Below are 17,537 nucleotides of genomic sequence, written 5' to 3' on the forward strand. Positions count from 1 at the left end.
CGGGGCCGCGGCGGCATCGCCGGTGTACGGGCGCGCGGCACCGGTCAAGGTCGTTTCAAGGGGAGGATCGCAGCGATGGCGATGACCGGCGTGGTGAAGGATGAACTGAGCCGTCTGGCCATTCTGAAGCCATGCTGCCGCAAGGCGGAGGTGTCCACCATCCTGCGGTTCACCGGGGGCCTGCACCTGGTGGGCGGCCGGATCGTGATCGAGGCCGAGCTGGACACCGGTGCCGCCGCGCGCCGCCTGCGCAAGGACATCTCCGAGGTGTTCGGACACGAGTCCGAGGTGGTCGTGCTCTCCCCGAGCGGCCTGCGCAAGGGCAACCGGTACGTGGTGCGGGTGATCAAGGAGGGCGAGTCGCTGGCCCGGCAGACGGGGCTGGTCGACAACAACGGGCGCCCGGTGCGCGGCCTGCCCCGGCACGTGGTGGCGGGCGGGGCCTGCGACGCCGAGTCGGCGTGGCGGGGCGCCTTCATCGCGCACGGCTCTCTCACCGAGCCCGGCCGGTCGATGTCGCTGGAGGTGACCTGCCCGGGCCCGGAGGCGGCGCTGGCGCTGGTCGGCGCGGCGCGTCGGCTGAAGGTGCACGCCAAGGCGCGCGAGGTGCGCGGGGTGGACCGCGTGGTGGTCCGCGACGGCGACTCCATCGGCGCGCTGCTGACCCTGCTGGGCGCCCACCAGAGTGTTCTGGCCTGGGAGGAGCGCCGGATGCGCCGGGAGGTGCGGGCGACCGCGAACCGGCTGGCGAACTTCGACGACGCGAACCTGCGGCGCAGCGCCCGGGCGGCCGTGGCGGCCGGGGCGCGGGTGGAGCGGGCGCTGGAGATCCTGGGCGAGGACGCCCCCGAGCACCTGGTGGCGGCGGGCAAGCTGCGCCTGGCGCACAAGCAGGCGTCCCTGGAGGAGCTGGGCCAGCTGTCGGTGCCGCCGCTGACCAAGGACGCCATCGCCGGGCGCATCCGCAGGCTGCTGGCCATGGCCGACAAGCGTGCGGCCGACCTGGGCATCGAGGGGACCGAGGCGAACCTCACTCCGGACATGCTGGTGCCCTGACCTGGGGCGCCGCCGTCCGGGCCGCAGCGCGCGCGTAACACCGATGTTCGGCTTTGTTAACTGCGAGAACTCGCCGATAACTTCGGCAAATGGTATAGACCTCTTCGCTTTGCGGTGCCAGGATGGTCGCGAATCCACGAGCCGTTCGGAGCGCGGTCGGCATGGGTCGGTAACCGACCCCCGCACGTCCTCCGCTAGGCTCTTTGTGAACACCCGATGCGGCGTAACACCTGTTCACAGCCGTCCGTGCGGAGTACACCGCGGTCCGGACGCGAGCCGGTCGGCAATGCGCGGGTGTAAATGAAGTGCGATATATGAGGGGATTGGTTCCGTGACCATCCGTGTAGGCGTCAACGGCTTCGGCCGGATCGGCCGCAATTTCTGGCGTGCGGTCGCAGCGGGCGGCGGCGACATCGAAATCGTCGCGGTCAACGACCTCACCGACACCAAGACGCTCGCGCACCTGCTCAAGTACGACACCGTGCTCGGCACCCTCGCGGGCGACGTCGAGGTGGGCGAGGACTTCATCCGCGTCGGCGACAAGAACATCAAGGTCCTGGCCGAGCGCGACCCGGCCCTGCTGCCCTGGGGCGAGCTGAACGTCGACGTCGTCATCGAGTCGACCGGCCGCTTCACCAAGGCCGAGGACGCCAAGAAGCACCTGGCCGCCGGCGCCAAGAAGGTCATCATCTCCGCCCCGGCCAAGGGCGAGGACCTCACCGTCGTCATGGGCGTCAACGACGACAAGTACGACCCGGCCGCCCACCACGTCATCTCCAACGCCTCCTGCACCACCAACTGCGTGGCGCCGATGGCGAAGGTGCTGCTCGACGCCTTCGGCATCGAGCAGGGCCTGATGACCACGGTGCACGCGTACACCAACGACCAGGTCATCCTGGACTTCCCGCACTCGGACCTGCGCCGCGCCCGCGCCGCCGCGCAGAACATCATCCCGACCACGACCGGTGCCGCCAAGGCCACCGCCCTGGTCATCCCCGAGCTCAAGGGCAAGCTGGACGGCATGGCCATGCGCGTCCCGGTGCCGGACGGCTCGGTCACCGACCTCGTCGTCACCCTGACCCGCGAGGTCACCAAGGAAGAGGTCAACGCCGCGTTCAAGGCCGCCGCCGAGGGGCCGCTCAAGGACGTGCTGGTCTACACCGAGGACGCGATCGTCTCCTCCGACATCGTCGGCACCTCGCCCTCCTGCACCTTCGACTCCAGCCTGACCATGGCCTTCGGCAAGCAGGTCAAGATCGTCGGCTGGTACGACAACGAGTGGGGCTACTCCAACCGCCTGGTCGACCTGGCCAAGCTGGTCGGCTCCGGTCTGTAGGACGCCCCGGCCCCCGCGGCCTCCGGCGCGTGACACGGCACCCCTCCGCCCGCACTGCGCGCGGAGGGGTGCCGTCGTGAGCGCGCCCCTTTCCGGCCCCTGCGACCAGGGGCGGCAAGACCCGATATTCGTCACGAGGAGACCAGCATGCGGACGATCGACGACCTCGACGTCTCCGGCAAGCGCGTGTTCGTCCGGGCCGACCTGAACGTGCCCCTGGACGGCGAGCGGATCACCGACGACGGGCGCATCCGTGCGGCCCTGCCGACCATCGAAGCGCTCCGCGAGCGCGGCGCCCGCGTCATCGTCGCCGCCCACCTGGGCCGCCCCAAGGGCGCCCCGGACCCCCGCTACTCCCTGCGCCCGGTGGCGGCCCGCCTGGGCGAGCTGCTCGGCACCGAGGTGGCCTTCGCCGCCGACACCGCCGGCGAGTCCGCCCGCGCCGTCTGCGACGGGCTGGCCGACGGCGGGGTGGCGCTGCTGGAGAACGTGCGCTTCGAGCCCGGCGAGACCAGCAAGGACGACGCCGAGCGCGGAGAGCTGGCCGACCGGTTCGCGCAGCTCGCCGACCTGTACGTGGGCGACGCGTTCGGCGCGGTGCACCGCAGGCACGCCAGCGTGTACGACCTGCCCGGCAGGCTCCCGCACGCCGTCGGCGGCCTGGTCCTGACCGAGGTCGAGGTCCTCAAGAAGCTCACCACCGACCCGCAGCGCCCCTACGCCGTGGTCCTGGGCGGCTCCAAGGTCTCCGACAAGCTCGGCGTCATCGACAACCTGCTCGGCACCGCCGACCGCATCCTCATCGGCGGCGGCATGGTGTTCACCTTCCTGCGGGCCCAGGGCCACGAGGTCGGCACCAGCCTGCTGGAGGCCGACCAGCTCGACACCGTCCGGGGCTACCTGGAGCGGGCCGAGCGCGAGGGCGTGGAGATCGTCCTGCCGGTGGACGTGGTGGCCGCCGAGAAGTTCGCCGCCGACGCCGCGCACGCCGACGTGGACGTGGACGCCATCCCGGCCGACCGGATGGGCCTGGACATCGGCCCCCGCAGCCGCGCCCTGTTCGCGGAGAAGCTCGCCGACGCCAGGACCGTGTTCTGGAACGGCCCCATGGGCGTGTTCGAGATGGAGCCCTACGCCGGGGGCACCCGCGCCCTGGCCCAGGCCCTCATCGACTCCGACGCCTTCACCGTGGTCGGCGGCGGCGACTCGGCCGCGGCCGTGCGCGCCCTCGGCTTCGACGAGGCGGCCTTCGGCCACATCTCCACCGGCGGCGGTGCCAGCCTGGAGTACCTGGAGGGCAAGGACCTGCCCGGCATCGACGCCCTGCGCTGACGCGAACCCCCGAGACTTTCCGAGGAAGTGATCCGTATGACCCAGCGACTGCCGCTCATCGCGGGCAACTGGAAGATGAACAACAACCACCTGGAGGCCATCGCGCTCGTCCAGAAGCTGGCCTTCTCCCTGGAGGACAAGGACTACGAGGCCGCCGAGGTCGTCGTCCTGCCGCCGTTCACCGACATCCGCAGCGTGCAGACGCTGGTGGACGGCGACCGGCTGCGCATCGGGTACGGGGCCCAGGACATCTCCGCCCACGACAAGGGCGCCTACACCGGCGAGATCTCCGGCGCCATGCTGGCCAAGCTGGACTGCGCCTACGTCCTGGTGGGCCACTCCGAGCGCCGCGAGTACCACAACGAGGACGACGCGCTGGTCAACGCCAAGATCAAGGCCGCGTTCAAGAACGACATCGTGCCGCTGCTGTGCGTGGGCGAGGGCCTGGACGTGCGCAAGGCCGGCGGCCAGGTCGAGCACGTGCTGTCCCAGGTCGACGGCGCCCTCAAGGAGATCCCGGCCGAGCAGGCCGAGCGCCTCGTGATCGCCTATGAGCCGGTGTGGGCCATCGGCACCGGCGAGGTCGCCACCCCGGCCGACGCCCAGGAGGTGTGCTCGGCGATCCGCGGCCGCCTGGCCGAGCTGTACTCGGCCGACCTGGCCGACAAGGTGCGCGTGCTCTACGGCGGCTCGGTCAAGGGCGACAACGCCCCCGGCATCATGGCCGAGAAGGACGTGGACGGCGCCCTGGTGGGCGGCGCCTGCCTGAAGGCCGAGGAGTTCGTCAAGATCATCCGCTTCGCGGAGAACGGCTGACCCCTCCCGCCCCGTCCGCCATCGTCGCACTCCGTTGCGCAACGGTGACGGGCGGGGCGCCCGACGGGTCTCCAGGTCGGGCTACACTTCGCTGTGGGGTTCCTGCGTCCCTTGCCGTTTCCCCACCCGTGTCACTCAGGGCACGGTAAAATCCGAAATCGTCCCCGATCTCCTCCTCCCCCTGAACCGGGCCGGTGCCGCGACGGCACCGACGGGACGGGAGGGAAGCGGGGGATCGAGGTGTCCATCCCCCCGCTGCGGGGTCGAGCTACGGGTGAGCGTGTGATCCTCGGTCTGTCCATCTTCGTGATGCTTCTCAGCGTGCTGCTGGTCCTCCTCGTGCTGCTGCACAAGGGCAAGGGCGGCGGCCTCTCCGACATGTTCGGCGGCGGTGTCACCTCCTCGCTCGGTGGATCGTCGGTGGTCGAGCGCAACCTCGACCGGATGACCATCATCGTCGCCGTCCTCTGGATCATCGCCGGTGTCGTCCTCGGCCTGCTGATCAACCGGGGGATGTGACCCGCGACCCAGCGGGTGCTCACCCTCCACAGTCAAGCTCGCCAGAGTCGCCGGTGAGCGTGTTCGCCGAAGGAGTTTTTCGTGGGTAGTGGCAGTGCCATCCGTGGCAGCCGGGTCGGAGCCGGTCCCATGGGCGAGGCGGAGCGCGGCGAGGCCGCCCCGCGCATCCGGGTCCCGTTCTACTGTGCGAACCTGCACGAGGTCGTGCCCAGTTTCGCCAGTGAGGCGCTCGTCCCCGACGAGTGGGACTGCCCCCGCTGCGGGTTCCCCGCGGGCAAGGACAAGGCGAACCCCCCGTCGCCGCCGCGCACCGAGCCCTACAAGACCCACCTGGCGTACGTGAAGGAGCGGCGCAGCGCGGAGGAGGGCAAGCTCATCCTCGACGAGGCCCTGGCCAAGCTGCGCGCCGACCGCGCCGCGGTCGAGGCCCACATGCGCGCCGCCCGCAACTGACGCACACCCCCTTCGCTTCGAACCTGCCCGGGGCCCGTCGCCTGCGCGACGGGCCCCGTCGGCGTTCGCGCACGTCGTGGCAAAGGTGAGCGAAGCGTGGAATTTCCTCATTCTCGGGACTGGTGTGGTGCGTGGGACGTACAGTGAGCAGCGCAGACCCCTCGCAGCCCCCTCCCAAGGAGTTGGTGTCCATGTCCGCATGCCCTACCGGCGGGGACCACGACTGGATTCTCGGCGACGACCGCAAGTTCCAGTGCGCCAAGTGCGGTGCTCAGAGCGCCCGCAGGTTCTGAGCGGCGGGGCCCGGCTGGACGGTGCCGCGTCCGGCGAGCTCCCCCTTGCGGTCCGTGGCCCGCCAGGTCACCGGCTCGCCCAGCGCCTCGGCCACCCCCTTGGCCCAGCGCTCCAGGGGCTCGAACATCTCCGGGCCCTCCACCAGGACGGTGCGCCCCTGGTAGACCATCCCGTCCAGGGAGACGACCCGGCCACCGGCCCTCAGTTCGGTGTCGTACTCGCTCGCGCCCGGTCTCGTGTTGGGATTCATGGGTCGGACTCTAACGGCCCGCTCCCCTCCCCACCCGGGATTTCACCGTATCGTTCCGGACCGTTCGGTGCCGAACCGCCTATATAGCGGCAGAAGCGGGCATGTCGGACGCACCGAGTACGGCGGGGGAGGGGGACAATGGACCCATGGCTTCCCCCGACCCCTCGGACGTCCCTGTGACACGGGGCGTCCCCTCGGACCTGACCCATCCGCCCACCGGAGTCTCCCACCTGCGCAGATACGTCAGCCTGCGCGGACCCAACGCCCGCATGTGGATCGCCGTGGCCTACTTCTCGGCCACCCTGACCCTCGGCTTCCTCGTGGTCCTGGGCTCCACGTTCTGGCACGTGCTCAACGACGAGACGACGGTCGGGTCGGTGGCCCTGTGGGTCTCGGCGTCGCTGACGATGATGTTCATCGGCCCGGTGAGCAACGTGTTCGTGCTGCGCGGCCTGCCCCAGCGCATCACCCGGCAGGGGATCAGCGCCGACAGCGACGGCGTCACGGTGCTCCAGGAGCGCAAGTGGTGGTTCCCGGGCGAGGGCACCTTCATCGCCTGGCCCGAGATCCGGCGCATCCGCGAGGAGACCGTGGTGGCCCACCGGACCACCTACTTCATCGAGTTCTCGCTGGACACCCACCGCACCGACGCCGAACTGCCCTCCTGGGCCGAGAGCGCCGGCGCCCTGGGGCTGGAGGAGGACCCCGAGGCGGCCACCCAGTTCTACGTCCAGGTGCCCAAGGACCTGGAGGAGAAGATCCTGCGCATGATCGAGAACACGGCGCCCTTCCCCGGGATCGTCCAGCGCGTCCGCCCCAAGGCGGCCTAGGGGGTGCGGCCGCCGAGCCTGCGCGTCAGCTCGGCGGCCGCGTCGCGCACCCGGCCGGCCAGCGCCTGGGGGGTGACCGGGCGGGCGCTGGGCACGGTCAGGCTGATCGCCGCCGCGGGGCGCCCGTTGTGGTCCAGCGCCGCGGCGGCCACCGACACGAACCCCTCCGTCACCTGGCCGTCCTCGATGGACCAGCCCTGCCGCGCCTCCTCGGCCAGCACCCGGCGCAGCTCGGCGGGGTCGCCCGGGCCGCGCCCGGTGCGGTCGGTGAACGCCGCCGCCCCGGGGTACAGGGCGCGCACCTGGGCACGCGGCAGCAGCGCCAGCATGGCGCGCCCGGACGCGGTCAGGTGCGCGGGCAGGCGCACTCCCACCCCGGTGATCAGCGACGGCGCGTGCGGCGGCTGCTCCTTGAGCAGGTAGAGCGTGTCGGCGCCGTGCAGCACCCCCAGGTGCGAGGTGGCGCCGGTGGCCTCGGTGAGGCGCGCCAGCAGCGGCCGGGCCAGCCGTTCCATGCCGTCGTGGCGCAGGTAGGCCGAGCCGATCTCGAAGGCGGCCACGCCCAGCCCCCACCTCCGCTCCTCCGGCAGGTGGGTCACGAACCCCTCCTCGGCCATCGCCTCCAGCAGCTGGTAGACGCTGGAACGCGGGATGCCCAGCTCCGCGGCGGCCGCCGCCGCCGACACCGGCCCCGGGCGCGTCGCCAGGAACCGCAGGAGCCGCAGGGCGCGGGTCGCCGCCGGGACGATGCTCATGCCCCGAGTCTGCCACGGAATCCTGCATACGCATTGGCGCCATAGTGGCGCTGAAATAACTTCAATTTAGCTAAATTGAGGTTATGATGACTCCATGAGCGCTATCCAGATCAAAGACGTCCCCGATGAGGTCAGAGAGGCCTTGGCCGCGGAGGCCAAGAGGTCGGGCAAATCGCTCCAGGCGTACTTGCTCGCCCTCTTGGAGAAAGAGGCCCGCTTCGCACGCAACCGTGCGATCGTCGAGCAGACTCCGTTGCCCGGAGCCAAGCTGACCGTGGAGGAGATCGTCGCCGCGGTGCGCGAGGCCCGAGGAGACGGCACCCCCGAGTCCGGAAGTGAAGTGGCGTGATCGTTGTCGACACCTCGGCCCTCGTCGACCTCTACCTCGGAGTGTCCGGACACGGTTCCGGAGTCGCCCAAAGAGTCCTCGGCAGCGACCCGGAGTGGTACGCGCCGAGCCATCAGCCGGTGGAACTCCTGAGCTCGATGCGGGGGCTCGTGCTGGGACACAAGATCCCCCTGCCCGACGCGGAGGCCGCGCTCAAGCTCTACGGGATGCAGACCATCGGCTACGTCGAAGTGGTCGGGGCGATCGCCGAGCGCGTCTGGGAGCTGCGCAACAACGTCAGCGCCTATGACGCCGCCTACGCGGCGGTCGCCGAAGCGCTGGACTGCGCCCTGGTCACCGCGGACGCCCGACTCGCCGCGGCTCCGGGGCTGCGCTGTGAGGTGAGGGTGATCCGTTAGCCGGAGGCCGCCTGTCCGGTATCTCAGACACAATGGCCGTGTCGGGCCTGCGGCGGTGGTGGCGCGGGGTGTCGAATGGGGGCATGTCCACAGCAGTTGCTCCCGTCACCGTCGGCGGCGCCCCGCTCACCCCGGCCCAAGTCCTGGCCGTCGCCCGCCACGGCGCCCACGTCACCCTCACCGAGGAGGCCCGCAAGGCCGTCCGGCACGGCCGCGAGCGGGTCGAGGCCCTGGCCCGCGGCGAGGTCCCCGCGTACGGCGTCAGTACCGGGTTCGGCGCCCTGGCCACCCGCCACATCGCCCCCGACCTGCGGGCGCGGCTGCAGCGCTCGCTCATCCGCTCGCACGCCGCGGGCGCCGGCCCTGAGGTGGAGCGCGAGGTGGTGCGCGCGCTGATGCTGTTGCGCCTGCGCACGCTGGCCTCGGGCAACACCGGGGTCGAGGTGGCCACCGTCGAGACCCTGGCCGCCCTGCTCAACGCTGGGATCACCCCCGTCGTGCACGAGTACGGCAGCCTGGGCTGCTCCGGAGACCTGGCCCCGCTGTCGCACGTCGCGCTGGCCCTGATGGGGGAGGGCGACGTGCGCGACTCCGCCGGGGAGCTCAAGCCCGCCTTCACCGCCCTGCACGAGGCCGGGATCACGCCGGTGGAGCTGGGCGCCAAGGAGGGCCTGGCGCTCATCAACGGCACCGACGGCATGCTCGGCATGCTCGCTCTGGCCTGCACGGACCTGGAGCGGCTGCTCAAGGTCGCCGACATCACCGCCGCCATGAGCGTGGAGGCGCTGCTGGGCACCGACCGGGTGTTCGCCGACGACCTCCAGCGGATGCGCCCCCACCCCGGGCAGGCCGCCTCCGCCGCCAACCTGCGCGCCCTGCTCGCCGGCTCCCCGATCGTCGCCTCCCACCGCGGCCCCGACTGCAGCCGGGTCCAGGACGCCTACTCGCTGCGCTGCGCCCCCCAGGTGGCCGGCGCCGCCCGCGACACCCTGGCCCACGCGCTCACCGTCGCCGGCCGGGAGCTGGACAGCGTCATCGACAACCCGGTGGTGCTCGACGACGGCCGGGTGGAGTCCAACGGCAACTTCCACGGCGCGCCGGTGGCCTACGTGCTCGACTTCCTGGCCATCGCGGTCGCCGACGTGGCGTCCATCGCCGAGCGCCGCACCGACCGCATGCTCGACGTGTCCCGCTCGCACGGGCTGCCCGCCTTCCTGGCCGACGACCCCGGCGTCGACTCCGGCCACATGATCGCCCAGTACACCCAGGCCGCCATCGTCTCCGAGCTCAAGCGCCTGGCGGTGCCCGCCAGCGTCGACTCCATCCCGAGCTCGGCGATGCAGGAGGACCACGTGTCCATGGGCTGGTCGGCCGCCCGCAAGCTGCGCCGCGCCGTCGACGGCCTGACCGGCGTGCTGGCCGTCGAGCTGCTGACCGCCGCCCGCGCTCTGGACCTGCGCTCGCCACTGGAGCCGGGCCCGGCCACCGGCGCCGTCGTGCGCGCCCTGCGCGAGCACGTCCAGGGCCCCGGCCCCGACCGCTACCTGGCCCCCGAGATCGCCCGGGTCGGCGAACTCATCACCGACGGCTCGGTTCTCGCGGCCGCCGAATCCGTCACCCCGCTGCAGTGAGACCCCCAGGAGGACACGGCACCATGAGCACCCCGCGCACCGTCCGCGCCGCCCGCGGCACCACCCTGTCGGCCAAGGGCTGGCAGCAGGAGGCCGCCCTGCGCATGTTCCACAACAACCTCGACCCCGAGGTCGCCGAGCACCCCGAGGAGCTGGTGGTCTACGGCGGCACCGGCAAGGCCGCCCGCGACTGGCGCAGCTTCGACCGCATCACCGCGTCCCTGCGCGACCTGGAGGGCGACGAGACCCTGCTGGTGCAGTCCGGCCGCCCGGTCGGCATCATGCGCACCCACGAGTGGGCGCCCCGCGTCCTCATCGCCAACTCCAACCTGGTGGGCGACTGGGCGAACTGGCCCGAGTTCCGCCGCCTGGAGGCGCAGGGGCTGACCATGTACGGGCAGATGACCGCCGGTTCGTGGATCTACATCGGCACCCAGGGCATCCTCCAGGGCACCTACGAGACGTTCGCGGCGGTCGCCGCCAAGCGCTTCAACGGGACGCTGGCCGGCACCATCACCCTGACCGCCGGCCTGGGCGGCATGGGCGGCGCCCAGCCCCTCGCGGTGACCATGAACGACGGCGTGGCGATCGTGGTGGAGTGCGACTCCAGCCGCATCGACCGCCGCATCGAGCACCGCTACCTGGACGTGCGCGCCGACGGCCTGGACCACGCCCTGGAGCTGGCGACCGCCGCCCGCGACCAGCGCCGCCCGCTGTCCATCGGCGTCCTGGGCAACGCCGCCGAGGTGTTCCCGGAACTGCTCTCGCGCGGGGCGCCCATCGACATCGTCACCGACCAGACCTCCGCCCACGACCCGCTGGCCTACCTGCCCGCCGGGGTGGCGTTCGAGGACTGGAAGGGCCTGGCCGCCGCCAAGCCCGAGGAGTTCACGGTGCGGGCCCGCGAGTCGATGGCCGCGCACGTGGAGGCGATGGTCGGGTTCCTGGACGCGGGGGCGGAGGTGTTCGACTACGGCAACTCCATCCGCGACGAGGCCCGCCAGGGCGGGTTCACCCGGGCCTTCGACTTCCCCGGGTTCGTGCCCGCCTACATCCGGCCGCTGTTCTGCGAGGGCAAGGGGCCGTTCCGGTGGGCGGCGCTGTCGGGCGACCCCGCCGACATCGCCCGCACCGACCGCGCGATCCTGGACCTGTTCCCCGAGAACGAGCACCTGGGCCGGTGGATCCGCATGGCCGGCGAGCGGGTGGCGTTCCAGGGGCTCCCGGCCCGCATCTGCTGGCTGGGACAGGGCGAGCGGGCCGCCGCCGGACAGCGGTTCAACGAGCTCGTGGCGGCCGGGGAGATCACCGCCCCGCTGGCGATCGGCCGCGACCACCTGGACACCGGCTCGGTGGCCTCCCCCTACCGGGAGACCGAGGGCATGAAGGACGGCTCCGACGCCATCGCCGACTGGCCACTGCTGAACGCCCTGGTCAACACCTCCTCGGGCGCCTCCTGGGTGTCCATCCACCACGGCGGCGGCGTGGGCATGGGCCGCTCCCTGCACGCCGGCCAGGTCAGCGTCGCCGACGGCACCGAACTGGCCGCCGCCAAACTGGAGCGGGTGCTCACCAACGACCCGGCCATGGGCGTCATCCGCCACGTGGACGCCGGGTACGAGCAGGCCGAGCAGGTCGCCCGGGCCCACGGCATCCGCGTTCCGATGCGCGAGGGGGAGTAGGGTCCCGGTGGCGCAGCACGGCACCACCCCCGACGCGGGGGCGTTCGATCGGATGTGGGCGGACCTGGCCCCGGTGGGCCGGGACCCGGACGGCGGCTACCGCAGGTTCAGCTGGGAGGGCGCCGACACCGACGCCCGGGCCTGGTTCGTCCAGGAGGCGAAGGCCCGCGGACTGGACGTGCGGACCGACCGCAACGGCAACCTGTGGGCCTGGTGGGGCGCGCCGGGTCCGGGCGCCGTGGCCACCGGTTCGCACCTGGACTCGGTGCCCTCGGGCGGGGCCTTCGACGGCCCGCTGGGGGTGGTGAGCGCACTGGCGGCGGTGGACGAGCTGCGCCGGCGCGGGGTGCGCCCGGCGCGGCCGCTGGCCCTGGCGGTGTTCGTCGAGGAGGAGGGCGGCCGGTTCGGCGTCCCCTGCCTGGGCAGCCGGCTGAGCACCGGGGAGATCTCCCCGGAGCGGGCCCTGGGCCTGACCGACGCCGACGGGACGACCTGGGCGGCGGCGATGGAGCGGGCCGGGCTGGACCCGGCGGCCGCCGGCGCCGACCCCGCGACCCTGGGGCTGCTCGACGTGTTCGTGGAGCTGCACGTGGAGCAGGGCCGAGCACTGGAGGACACCCCGCACCCGGTGGGCGTGGGCTCCTCCATCTGGCCGCACGGCCGGTGGCGGCTGGACTTCACCGGCCGCGCCGACCACGCGGGGACCACCCGCCTGGAGGACCGCAGCGATCCCATGCTGCCGTTCGCGCACACCATTCTGGCCGCCCGCGAGATGGCGGCCGCACACGGCGCCCGCGCCACCGTCGCCAAGGCCCGGGTCGCCCCCAACGGCACCAACGCGATCCCGTCGCTGGTCAACGCCTGGCTGGACGCGCGGGCCGCCGACGAGGCCGCCCTGGAGGCGGTCGTGGCCGGGGTGCGCGGGGCCGCCGAGCGCGCCGCCCTGGAGCACGGGGTGGGGGTGGCGGTGACCGCCGAGTCCCGCACCCCGCTGGTGGCCTTCACCGAGGGCCTGCGCGACCGGCTCGGCGCGGTGCTCGCCGGGGACGGCCCGGCGGTGCCGGTGCTGCCCACCGGCGCCGGGCACGACGCCGGGGTGCTGGCCGCGCACGTCCCCACCGCGATGCTGTACGTGCGCAACCCCACCGGGGTGTCGCACTCCCCGCACGAGTGGGCGCGCCCGGACGACTGCCACGCCGGGGTGGCGGCCCTGGCCGACGTCCTGGCCGACCTGCTCACCGGAGAGGCGGTCCGATGAGCGCGCCGACCCGCCTGTGGTGCGAATGGGCCTGGACCGGCTCCGCCGACGGCGCCCCCGAACCGGGGGTGCTGCTGGAGGTCGCCGGCGGCCGGTTCACCGCGGTCACGGCCCGCACCGCGGCCCCCGCCGACGCCGAGGTGCTGCCCGGGGTGACCCTTCCGGGCCTGGCCGACGCGCACTCGCACGCCTTCCACCGGGCGCTGCGCGGGCGCACCCACGCCGACGGCGGCTCGTTCTGGACCTGGCGCGAGGTGATGTACCGGGTGGCCGACCGGCTCGACCCGGACACCTACCTGCGCCTGGCCCGCGCGGTCTACGCGGAGATGGCCCTGGCCGGGGTGACGTGCGTCGGCGAGTTCCACTACCTGCACCACGCCCCGGGCGGGGTCCGCTACACCGACCCCAACGAGATGGGGCGGGCGCTGGTGGCGGCCGCCGCCGACGCCGGGGTGCGGCTGACCCTGCTCGACGTCTGCTACCTGGCGGGCGGGCTGGAGCCGGACGGGACGTACCGGCCGCTGTCCGGGCCCCAGACGCGGTTCGGCGACGGCGACGCCGCCGGGTGGGCCGAGCGGGTCCGCTCGTTCGGGCCGCTGCCCGGCCACGCCCTGCTGGGCACGGCCGCCCACTCGGTGCGCGCGGTCCCGGCGCGGGAGCTGCCCGAGGTGGCGGCTGCCGCCGCGGGGATCGGCGGCCCGCTGCACGTCCACCTGTCGGAGCAGCCCGCCGAGAACGCGGCCTGCCTGGCCGCCCACGGCCGCACCCCCACCGCCGTGCTCGGCGACGCCGGGCTGCTGGGGGAGGGCACCAGCCTGGTGCACGCCACCCACCTCACCGACGGCGACGTCGCGGCGATCCGCGGGTCGCGCTCGGTGGTGTGCCTGTGCCCCACCACCGAACGGGACCTGGCCGACGGCCTGCCCCGCACCGGCGACCTGGACGCCCGCAGGCTGAGCCTGGGCAGCGACCAGCACGCCCGGATCGACATGTTCGAGGAGGCGCGCGCCGTGGAGCTGCACGAGCGGCTGCGCACCCACCGGCGGGGCACCCTGGGCGCGGGCGACCTGCTGCGCGCGGCCACCGCCCACGCCACCCTGGGCTGGGACGACGCGGGCGCGCTGGCCGCGGGGGCCCGCGCCGACCTGGTCAACGTGCCCCTGGAGGGGGTGCGGCTGGCCGGCGCGGACCCGGCGCGCGGGGTGGACGCGGTGGTGTTCGCCGCCGACGCCTCCGACGTGCGCAACGTGATGGCCGACGGGCGCTGGACCGTCCGCGACGGCGTCCACACCCGGATGCCCGACCTCGCCCGCGACCTCGACACGGTGATCAAGGAGATCCTCAAGTGACCGACGTGCCCGAGAGCATCCTCATCGACGACATCGCCACCCTGGTCACCAACGACCCCGGGCTGGGGGAGGGGGCGGTCGGCGTCATCGAGGACGCCGCCCTGGTCATCGAGGGCGGGACGGTGGCGTGGGCCGGTCCGCGCGGCCGGGCCCCGGCCGCCGACGCGCGGGTGGACGCCGCCGGGAGGTGCGTCCTCCCCGGCTTCGTGGACTCCCACTCCCACATCGTGTTCGCGGGCGACCGCAGCCGCGAGTTCGCCGCCCGGATGAGCGGGACCCCCTATTCCGCCGGGGGCATCCGCACCACCGTGGCGGCCACCCGGGCGGCCTCGGACGCCGAGCTGCTGGGGCGGGCGCGCGGCTTTGCCGCCGAGGCGCGCGCCCAGGGCACGACCACCCTGGAGGTCAAGTCCGGGTACGGGCTGACCGTCGCCGACGAGGCGCGGTCCCTGCGGGTGGCGGGGCGGGTGACCGACGAGGTCACCTTCCTGGGGGCGCACGTGGTGGCGCCCGAGTACGCCGACGACCCGCAGGGGTACGTGGACCTGGTCACCGGCCCGATGCTGGACGCGTGCGCCCCCCACGCGCGGTGGATCGACGTGTTCTGCGAGCGCGGCGCCTTCGACGAGGAGGCCTCGCGCCGGGTGCTGGCCGCCGGGATGGAGCGGGGGCTGCTGCCCCGTGTGCACGGCAACCAGCTGGGCGAGGGCCCCGGGGTCCGCCTGGCGGTGGAGGTGGGCGCGGCGTCGGTGGACCACTGCACCTACCTGTCCGCCGAGGACGTGGACGCGCTGGCGCAGGCGGGCGGGCGGCCCGAGCCGACCGTGGCGACCCTGCTGCCGGGGGTGGACTTCTCCACCCGGCAGAGCTACCCGGACGCGCGGGCGCTCATCGACGCGGGCGCGGTCGTGGCCCTGGCCAGCGACTGCAACCCGGGGTCGTGCTTCACCTCCAGCCTGGCGTTCTGCATCGCCGTCGCGGTCCGCGACATGGGGATGACCCCCGACGAGGCCGTGTGGGCGGCCACGGCGGGCGGGGCGCTGGCGCTGCGCCGCACCGACGTGGGCCGGCTGGCCCCGGGCGCCCGCGCCGACCTGGTGCTCCTGGACGCGCCCAACCACCTCTACCTGGCCTACCGGCCGGGCGTCCCCCTGGTCGCCGCGGTGTGGAAGGACGGCGTCCTGGCCCACGGCCGCCCCTGAGCCCCGTGCGGAGCGGCGGGGCGCAGAACTCAACGGGCGCCTAACGTCCCGGAAACCTGCGTCCCCCAACCTGGGATCACGTCGGTGCGCGTCCCGCCGCCGCGGGGACAGCGTCGTCCCCGCGGCGGCGGGAACATCTTCTCCAGGGGGCGCTGTGGGTCTGTGGCGCATCAGGACCGCGGTCGAGGACCGGCCCGGCGGTCTGGCCGGACTCGTCGGAGCCCTCGCGGAATGCGGCGGCGACATCGTGGGACTGTCCATCCACACCGACGTCTCGGGCGTGGTGGACGAGTTCGTGGCGGAGATCCCGGGCGACCCCGGGGCGGCGCTGCGCGCGCTCCAGGAGCACTGCCCGACCGGGACGGTGACGGCGGTTCCCGCCCACCGGCGCGAGGTCGGCGACGACGTGACCCGGGCCCTGCTGCTCACCGCGCGGCTGCGCGCCCACCCCAACCGGCTGCCCGAAGCACTGGCCGAGCTGCTGACGGCCGACGGGGCCGGCTGGACCAACCTGACCCGGGCCGAGGGCCCGGGCGGACCGGAGCCGGGCACCTCCCTGCTGGTGCCGGTCGGCCCGCTGCGCGGGGTGCTGGTGCGCCGCGCCTCCCGCCCCTTCACCTGGACCGAGTCCAGCCGCGCCGACGCCCTGGTGCGCTCGGTGATGCCCTCCGCCGGCCCGGTGCCCACCGACCGGATCGTCCGTACCGGAGAGGGCGTCCCGCTGTCGTTGCGCCAGGTGCGCGAGGCGGACGCGCCCGCCGTGGTGGACCTGCACCGCCGCTGCACCCCCGAGACGGTGCGCGGGCGCTACCTGGCGGGGCTGGCCGAGCCGACCCCGCAGATGCTCCGCGTGTTCTGCGACCCCGAACGCGGGCTGACGTTGGCGGTGCGGCCGCAGGGGGAGGAGGAGCCGGTGGCCCTGGGCCACCTCATGTACACCCTGGACCCGGGCGTCGGGGAGATCGCGTTCCTGGTGGAGGACGCCTGGCAGGGCCGCGGTGTGGGCACCGCGCTGGCCCGGGCGCTGACCGTCGTCGCCGCGGACTGGGGGCTGGCGGAGGTGCGGGCGGAGACCACCCTGTCCAACACCGCGATGCTGCGGATCATGAGCCGCTCCGGTGCCTCGGTGCGGGTGCAGGAGGGCTCCTACGTGCACGCGCGGCTCCCGGTCGCCGAAGCCCTGCAGTCCGGCCCCTCCGGGGAGCGGGAGGGCCGCCTGGCCCGCCTCATGGGCCGCGGCTGACCGTCCGCACGGGAACGGGGGCCGACGGCACCGGGGGTGTCGCCGACCCCCGTTCGTGCTCGACGCGTCGAGGCCGTCTCCTGGGGCACGGGAGCGCTCGTCCGTGGAGGAGTGCTCGGGTGCGCGGGCGGTCGCGGTCGGTGCCGGACCGGGCGCGGGTGTTACTCGCCGCTCTCGTCGGCCTCGGTGCCCGCGGTCTCGGCGGACTTCTTGGTGGCGCGGCGCTTCTTGACCGGGCGCGAGTAGTCGACCAGCGGCTCGAAGCGGGCCTCGTGCTCCTTGAAGCAGTCGGCGCAGGCGTCGACCTCGCGGACGGTGCCGTCCCAGGCGAACTGGATGACCTCAGTCGCCTCGACCTTCTCCTCGCGGACGGCGTGGGGATCGCAGTACTTGCGCGTGAAGACCTCGGTGACCACGGCGGGGATTTCCCTTCGGTATCGCGTTGAACAGTGCAGGACCCCCTGATCATACACCTGTACGAACGAAACGGCCGGATGTTCACCGGGTTCGCCGTGCAAGGGTTCGGGGTCGCCCCGAAGCCTAGCGAAGACCGGGGACCGTTGCGGCCCGACGGCTCCGGCGTGCCCGTGTTGAACAGGGCCTTCCCCGCTTCCGCGCACGTGTGATCCGGGTCGCGTGATGTGCGGCGATTTGGTGCCGACTGTAGTCGCGACTTCTTCTTCGTCCGTTCCTGAAACGGTGTCCGGTGATTTCCTCCAGTCGATTTGCGCATTTGATGAACACGGCGTGGAAACCGTGGCTAGGGTGTTGCCCGTACCGCTCG

At 73.2% G+C, this 17,537-nt stretch carries 18 protein-coding genes; 15 read left to right on the forward strand and 3 right to left on the reverse strand.

The annotated features are described in order from the left end of the window. Positions 1-75 precede the first annotated feature (75 nt). From whiA to KGD84_RS10185, 6 genes are all read left to right on the forward strand, one after another. Positions 76-1,056, forward strand: coding sequence for a DNA-binding protein WhiA (gene whiA / locus KGD84_RS10160; protein WP_220560016.1), 981 nt, complete (start codon positions 76-78; stop codon positions 1,054-1,056). Positions 1,057-1,387: 331 nt separating this feature from the next. Further along, positions 1,388-2,392, forward strand: coding sequence for a type I glyceraldehyde-3-phosphate dehydrogenase (gap, locus tag KGD84_RS10165; RefSeq protein ID WP_220560017.1), 1,005 nt, complete (start codon positions 1,388-1,390; stop codon positions 2,390-2,392). A 147-nt stretch (positions 2,393-2,539) separates the two neighbouring features. After that, positions 2,540-3,724, forward strand: coding sequence for a phosphoglycerate kinase (locus KGD84_RS10170; protein WP_220560018.1), 1,185 nt, complete (start codon positions 2,540-2,542; stop codon positions 3,722-3,724). A 36-nt stretch (positions 3,725-3,760) separates the two neighbouring features. Continuing rightward, the gene (gene tpiA, locus KGD84_RS10175; protein WP_220560019.1) at positions 3,761-4,540 is read left to right on the forward strand and encodes a triose-phosphate isomerase; all 780 of its coding nucleotides are present in this window, start codon (positions 3,761-3,763) and stop codon (positions 4,538-4,540) included. Positions 4,541-4,822: 282 nt separating this feature from the next. Next, positions 4,823-5,059: a preprotein translocase subunit SecG gene (gene secG / locus KGD84_RS10180; RefSeq protein ID WP_220560020.1), complete on the forward strand. Its 237-nt coding sequence runs from the start codon at positions 4,823-4,825 to the stop codon at positions 5,057-5,059. Positions 5,060-5,140: 81 nt separating this feature from the next. Further along, the gene (locus KGD84_RS10185; protein WP_073381179.1) at positions 5,141-5,512 is read left to right on the forward strand and encodes an RNA polymerase-binding protein RbpA; all 372 of its coding nucleotides are present in this window, start codon (positions 5,141-5,143) and stop codon (positions 5,510-5,512) included. 271 nt (positions 5,513-5,783) lie between these two features. On the opposite strand, the gene KGD84_RS10190 is transcribed toward KGD84_RS10185, so the two are convergent. After that, positions 5,784-6,056 carry a hypothetical protein gene (locus KGD84_RS10190; RefSeq protein ID WP_220560021.1) on the reverse strand — a complete coding sequence of 91 codons (273 nt, stop codon included), beginning with the start codon at positions 6,054-6,056 and terminating at the stop codon, positions 5,784-5,786. Positions 6,057-6,202: 146 nt separating this feature from the next. On the opposite strand from KGD84_RS10190, the gene KGD84_RS10195 reads away from it, so the two are divergent. Next, positions 6,203-6,886, forward strand: a complete 684-nt coding sequence (locus tag KGD84_RS10195) for a hypothetical protein (RefSeq protein WP_220560022.1) — start codon at positions 6,203-6,205, stop codon at positions 6,884-6,886. On the opposite strand, the gene KGD84_RS10200 is transcribed toward KGD84_RS10195, so the two are convergent. Further along, positions 6,883-7,641: an IclR family transcriptional regulator gene (locus KGD84_RS10200; protein ID WP_220560023.1), complete on the reverse strand. Its 759-nt coding sequence runs from the start codon at positions 7,639-7,641 to the stop codon at positions 6,883-6,885. The genes KGD84_RS10195 and KGD84_RS10200 overlap by 4 nt on opposite strands. A gap of 94 nt (positions 7,642-7,735) precedes the next feature. Here KGD84_RS10200 and KGD84_RS10205 point away from each other — a divergent pair, with 94 nt between their 5' ends. From KGD84_RS10205 to KGD84_RS10240, 8 genes are all read left to right on the forward strand, one after another. Further along, positions 7,736-7,990, forward strand: a complete 255-nt coding sequence (locus tag KGD84_RS10205; protein ID WP_220560024.1) for a FitA-like ribbon-helix-helix domain-containing protein — start codon at positions 7,736-7,738, stop codon at positions 7,988-7,990. Then, positions 7,987-8,388, forward strand: coding sequence for a type II toxin-antitoxin system VapC family toxin (locus KGD84_RS10210; RefSeq protein ID WP_220560025.1), 402 nt, complete (start codon positions 7,987-7,989; stop codon positions 8,386-8,388). The genes KGD84_RS10205 and KGD84_RS10210 overlap by 4 nt, the downstream gene beginning before the upstream one ends. Before the next feature lie 83 nt (positions 8,389-8,471). Further along, the gene (gene hutH, locus KGD84_RS10215) at positions 8,472-10,019 is read left to right on the forward strand and encodes a histidine ammonia-lyase (protein ID WP_220560026.1); all 1,548 of its coding nucleotides are present in this window, start codon (positions 8,472-8,474) and stop codon (positions 10,017-10,019) included. Positions 10,020-10,042: 23 nt separating this feature from the next. Then, complete coding sequence (gene hutU / locus KGD84_RS10220) at positions 10,043-11,701, forward strand: urocanate hydratase (protein ID WP_220560027.1); 1,659 nt, start codon at positions 10,043-10,045, stop codon at positions 11,699-11,701. A gap of 52 nt (positions 11,702-11,753) precedes the next feature. Continuing rightward, positions 11,754-12,959 carry an allantoate amidohydrolase gene (locus KGD84_RS10225; protein WP_220565657.1) on the forward strand — a complete coding sequence of 402 codons (1,206 nt, stop codon included), beginning with the start codon at positions 11,754-11,756 and terminating at the stop codon, positions 12,957-12,959. Further along, the gene (locus KGD84_RS10230) at positions 12,956-14,308 is read left to right on the forward strand and encodes a formimidoylglutamate deiminase (RefSeq protein ID WP_220560028.1); all 1,353 of its coding nucleotides are present in this window, start codon (positions 12,956-12,958) and stop codon (positions 14,306-14,308) included. Before KGD84_RS10225 ends, KGD84_RS10230 begins: the two co-directional genes overlap by 4 nt. After that, positions 14,305-15,510, forward strand: coding sequence for an imidazolonepropionase (gene hutI / locus KGD84_RS10235; RefSeq protein WP_220560029.1), 1,206 nt, complete (start codon positions 14,305-14,307; stop codon positions 15,508-15,510). Before KGD84_RS10230 ends, hutI begins: the two co-directional genes overlap by 4 nt. Positions 15,511-15,664: 154 nt before the next feature. Next, the gene (locus tag KGD84_RS10240; RefSeq protein ID WP_220560030.1) at positions 15,665-16,753 is read left to right on the forward strand and encodes a GNAT family N-acetyltransferase; all 1,089 of its coding nucleotides are present in this window, start codon (positions 15,665-15,667) and stop codon (positions 16,751-16,753) included. Between the two features lie 161 nt (positions 16,754-16,914). Here KGD84_RS10240 and KGD84_RS10245 read toward each other — a convergent pair whose 3' ends face one another. Next, a complete protein-coding gene (locus tag KGD84_RS10245) occupies positions 16,915-17,169 on the reverse strand; it encodes a hypothetical protein (RefSeq protein ID WP_220560031.1) in 255 nt (84 codons plus the stop codon). Positions 17,170-17,537 lie beyond the last annotated feature (368 nt).

The sequence above is a fragment of the Nocardiopsis changdeensis genome (assembly GCF_018316655.1).
Classification (GTDB): domain Bacteria; phylum Actinomycetota; class Actinomycetes; order Streptosporangiales; family Streptosporangiaceae; genus Nocardiopsis; species Nocardiopsis changdeensis.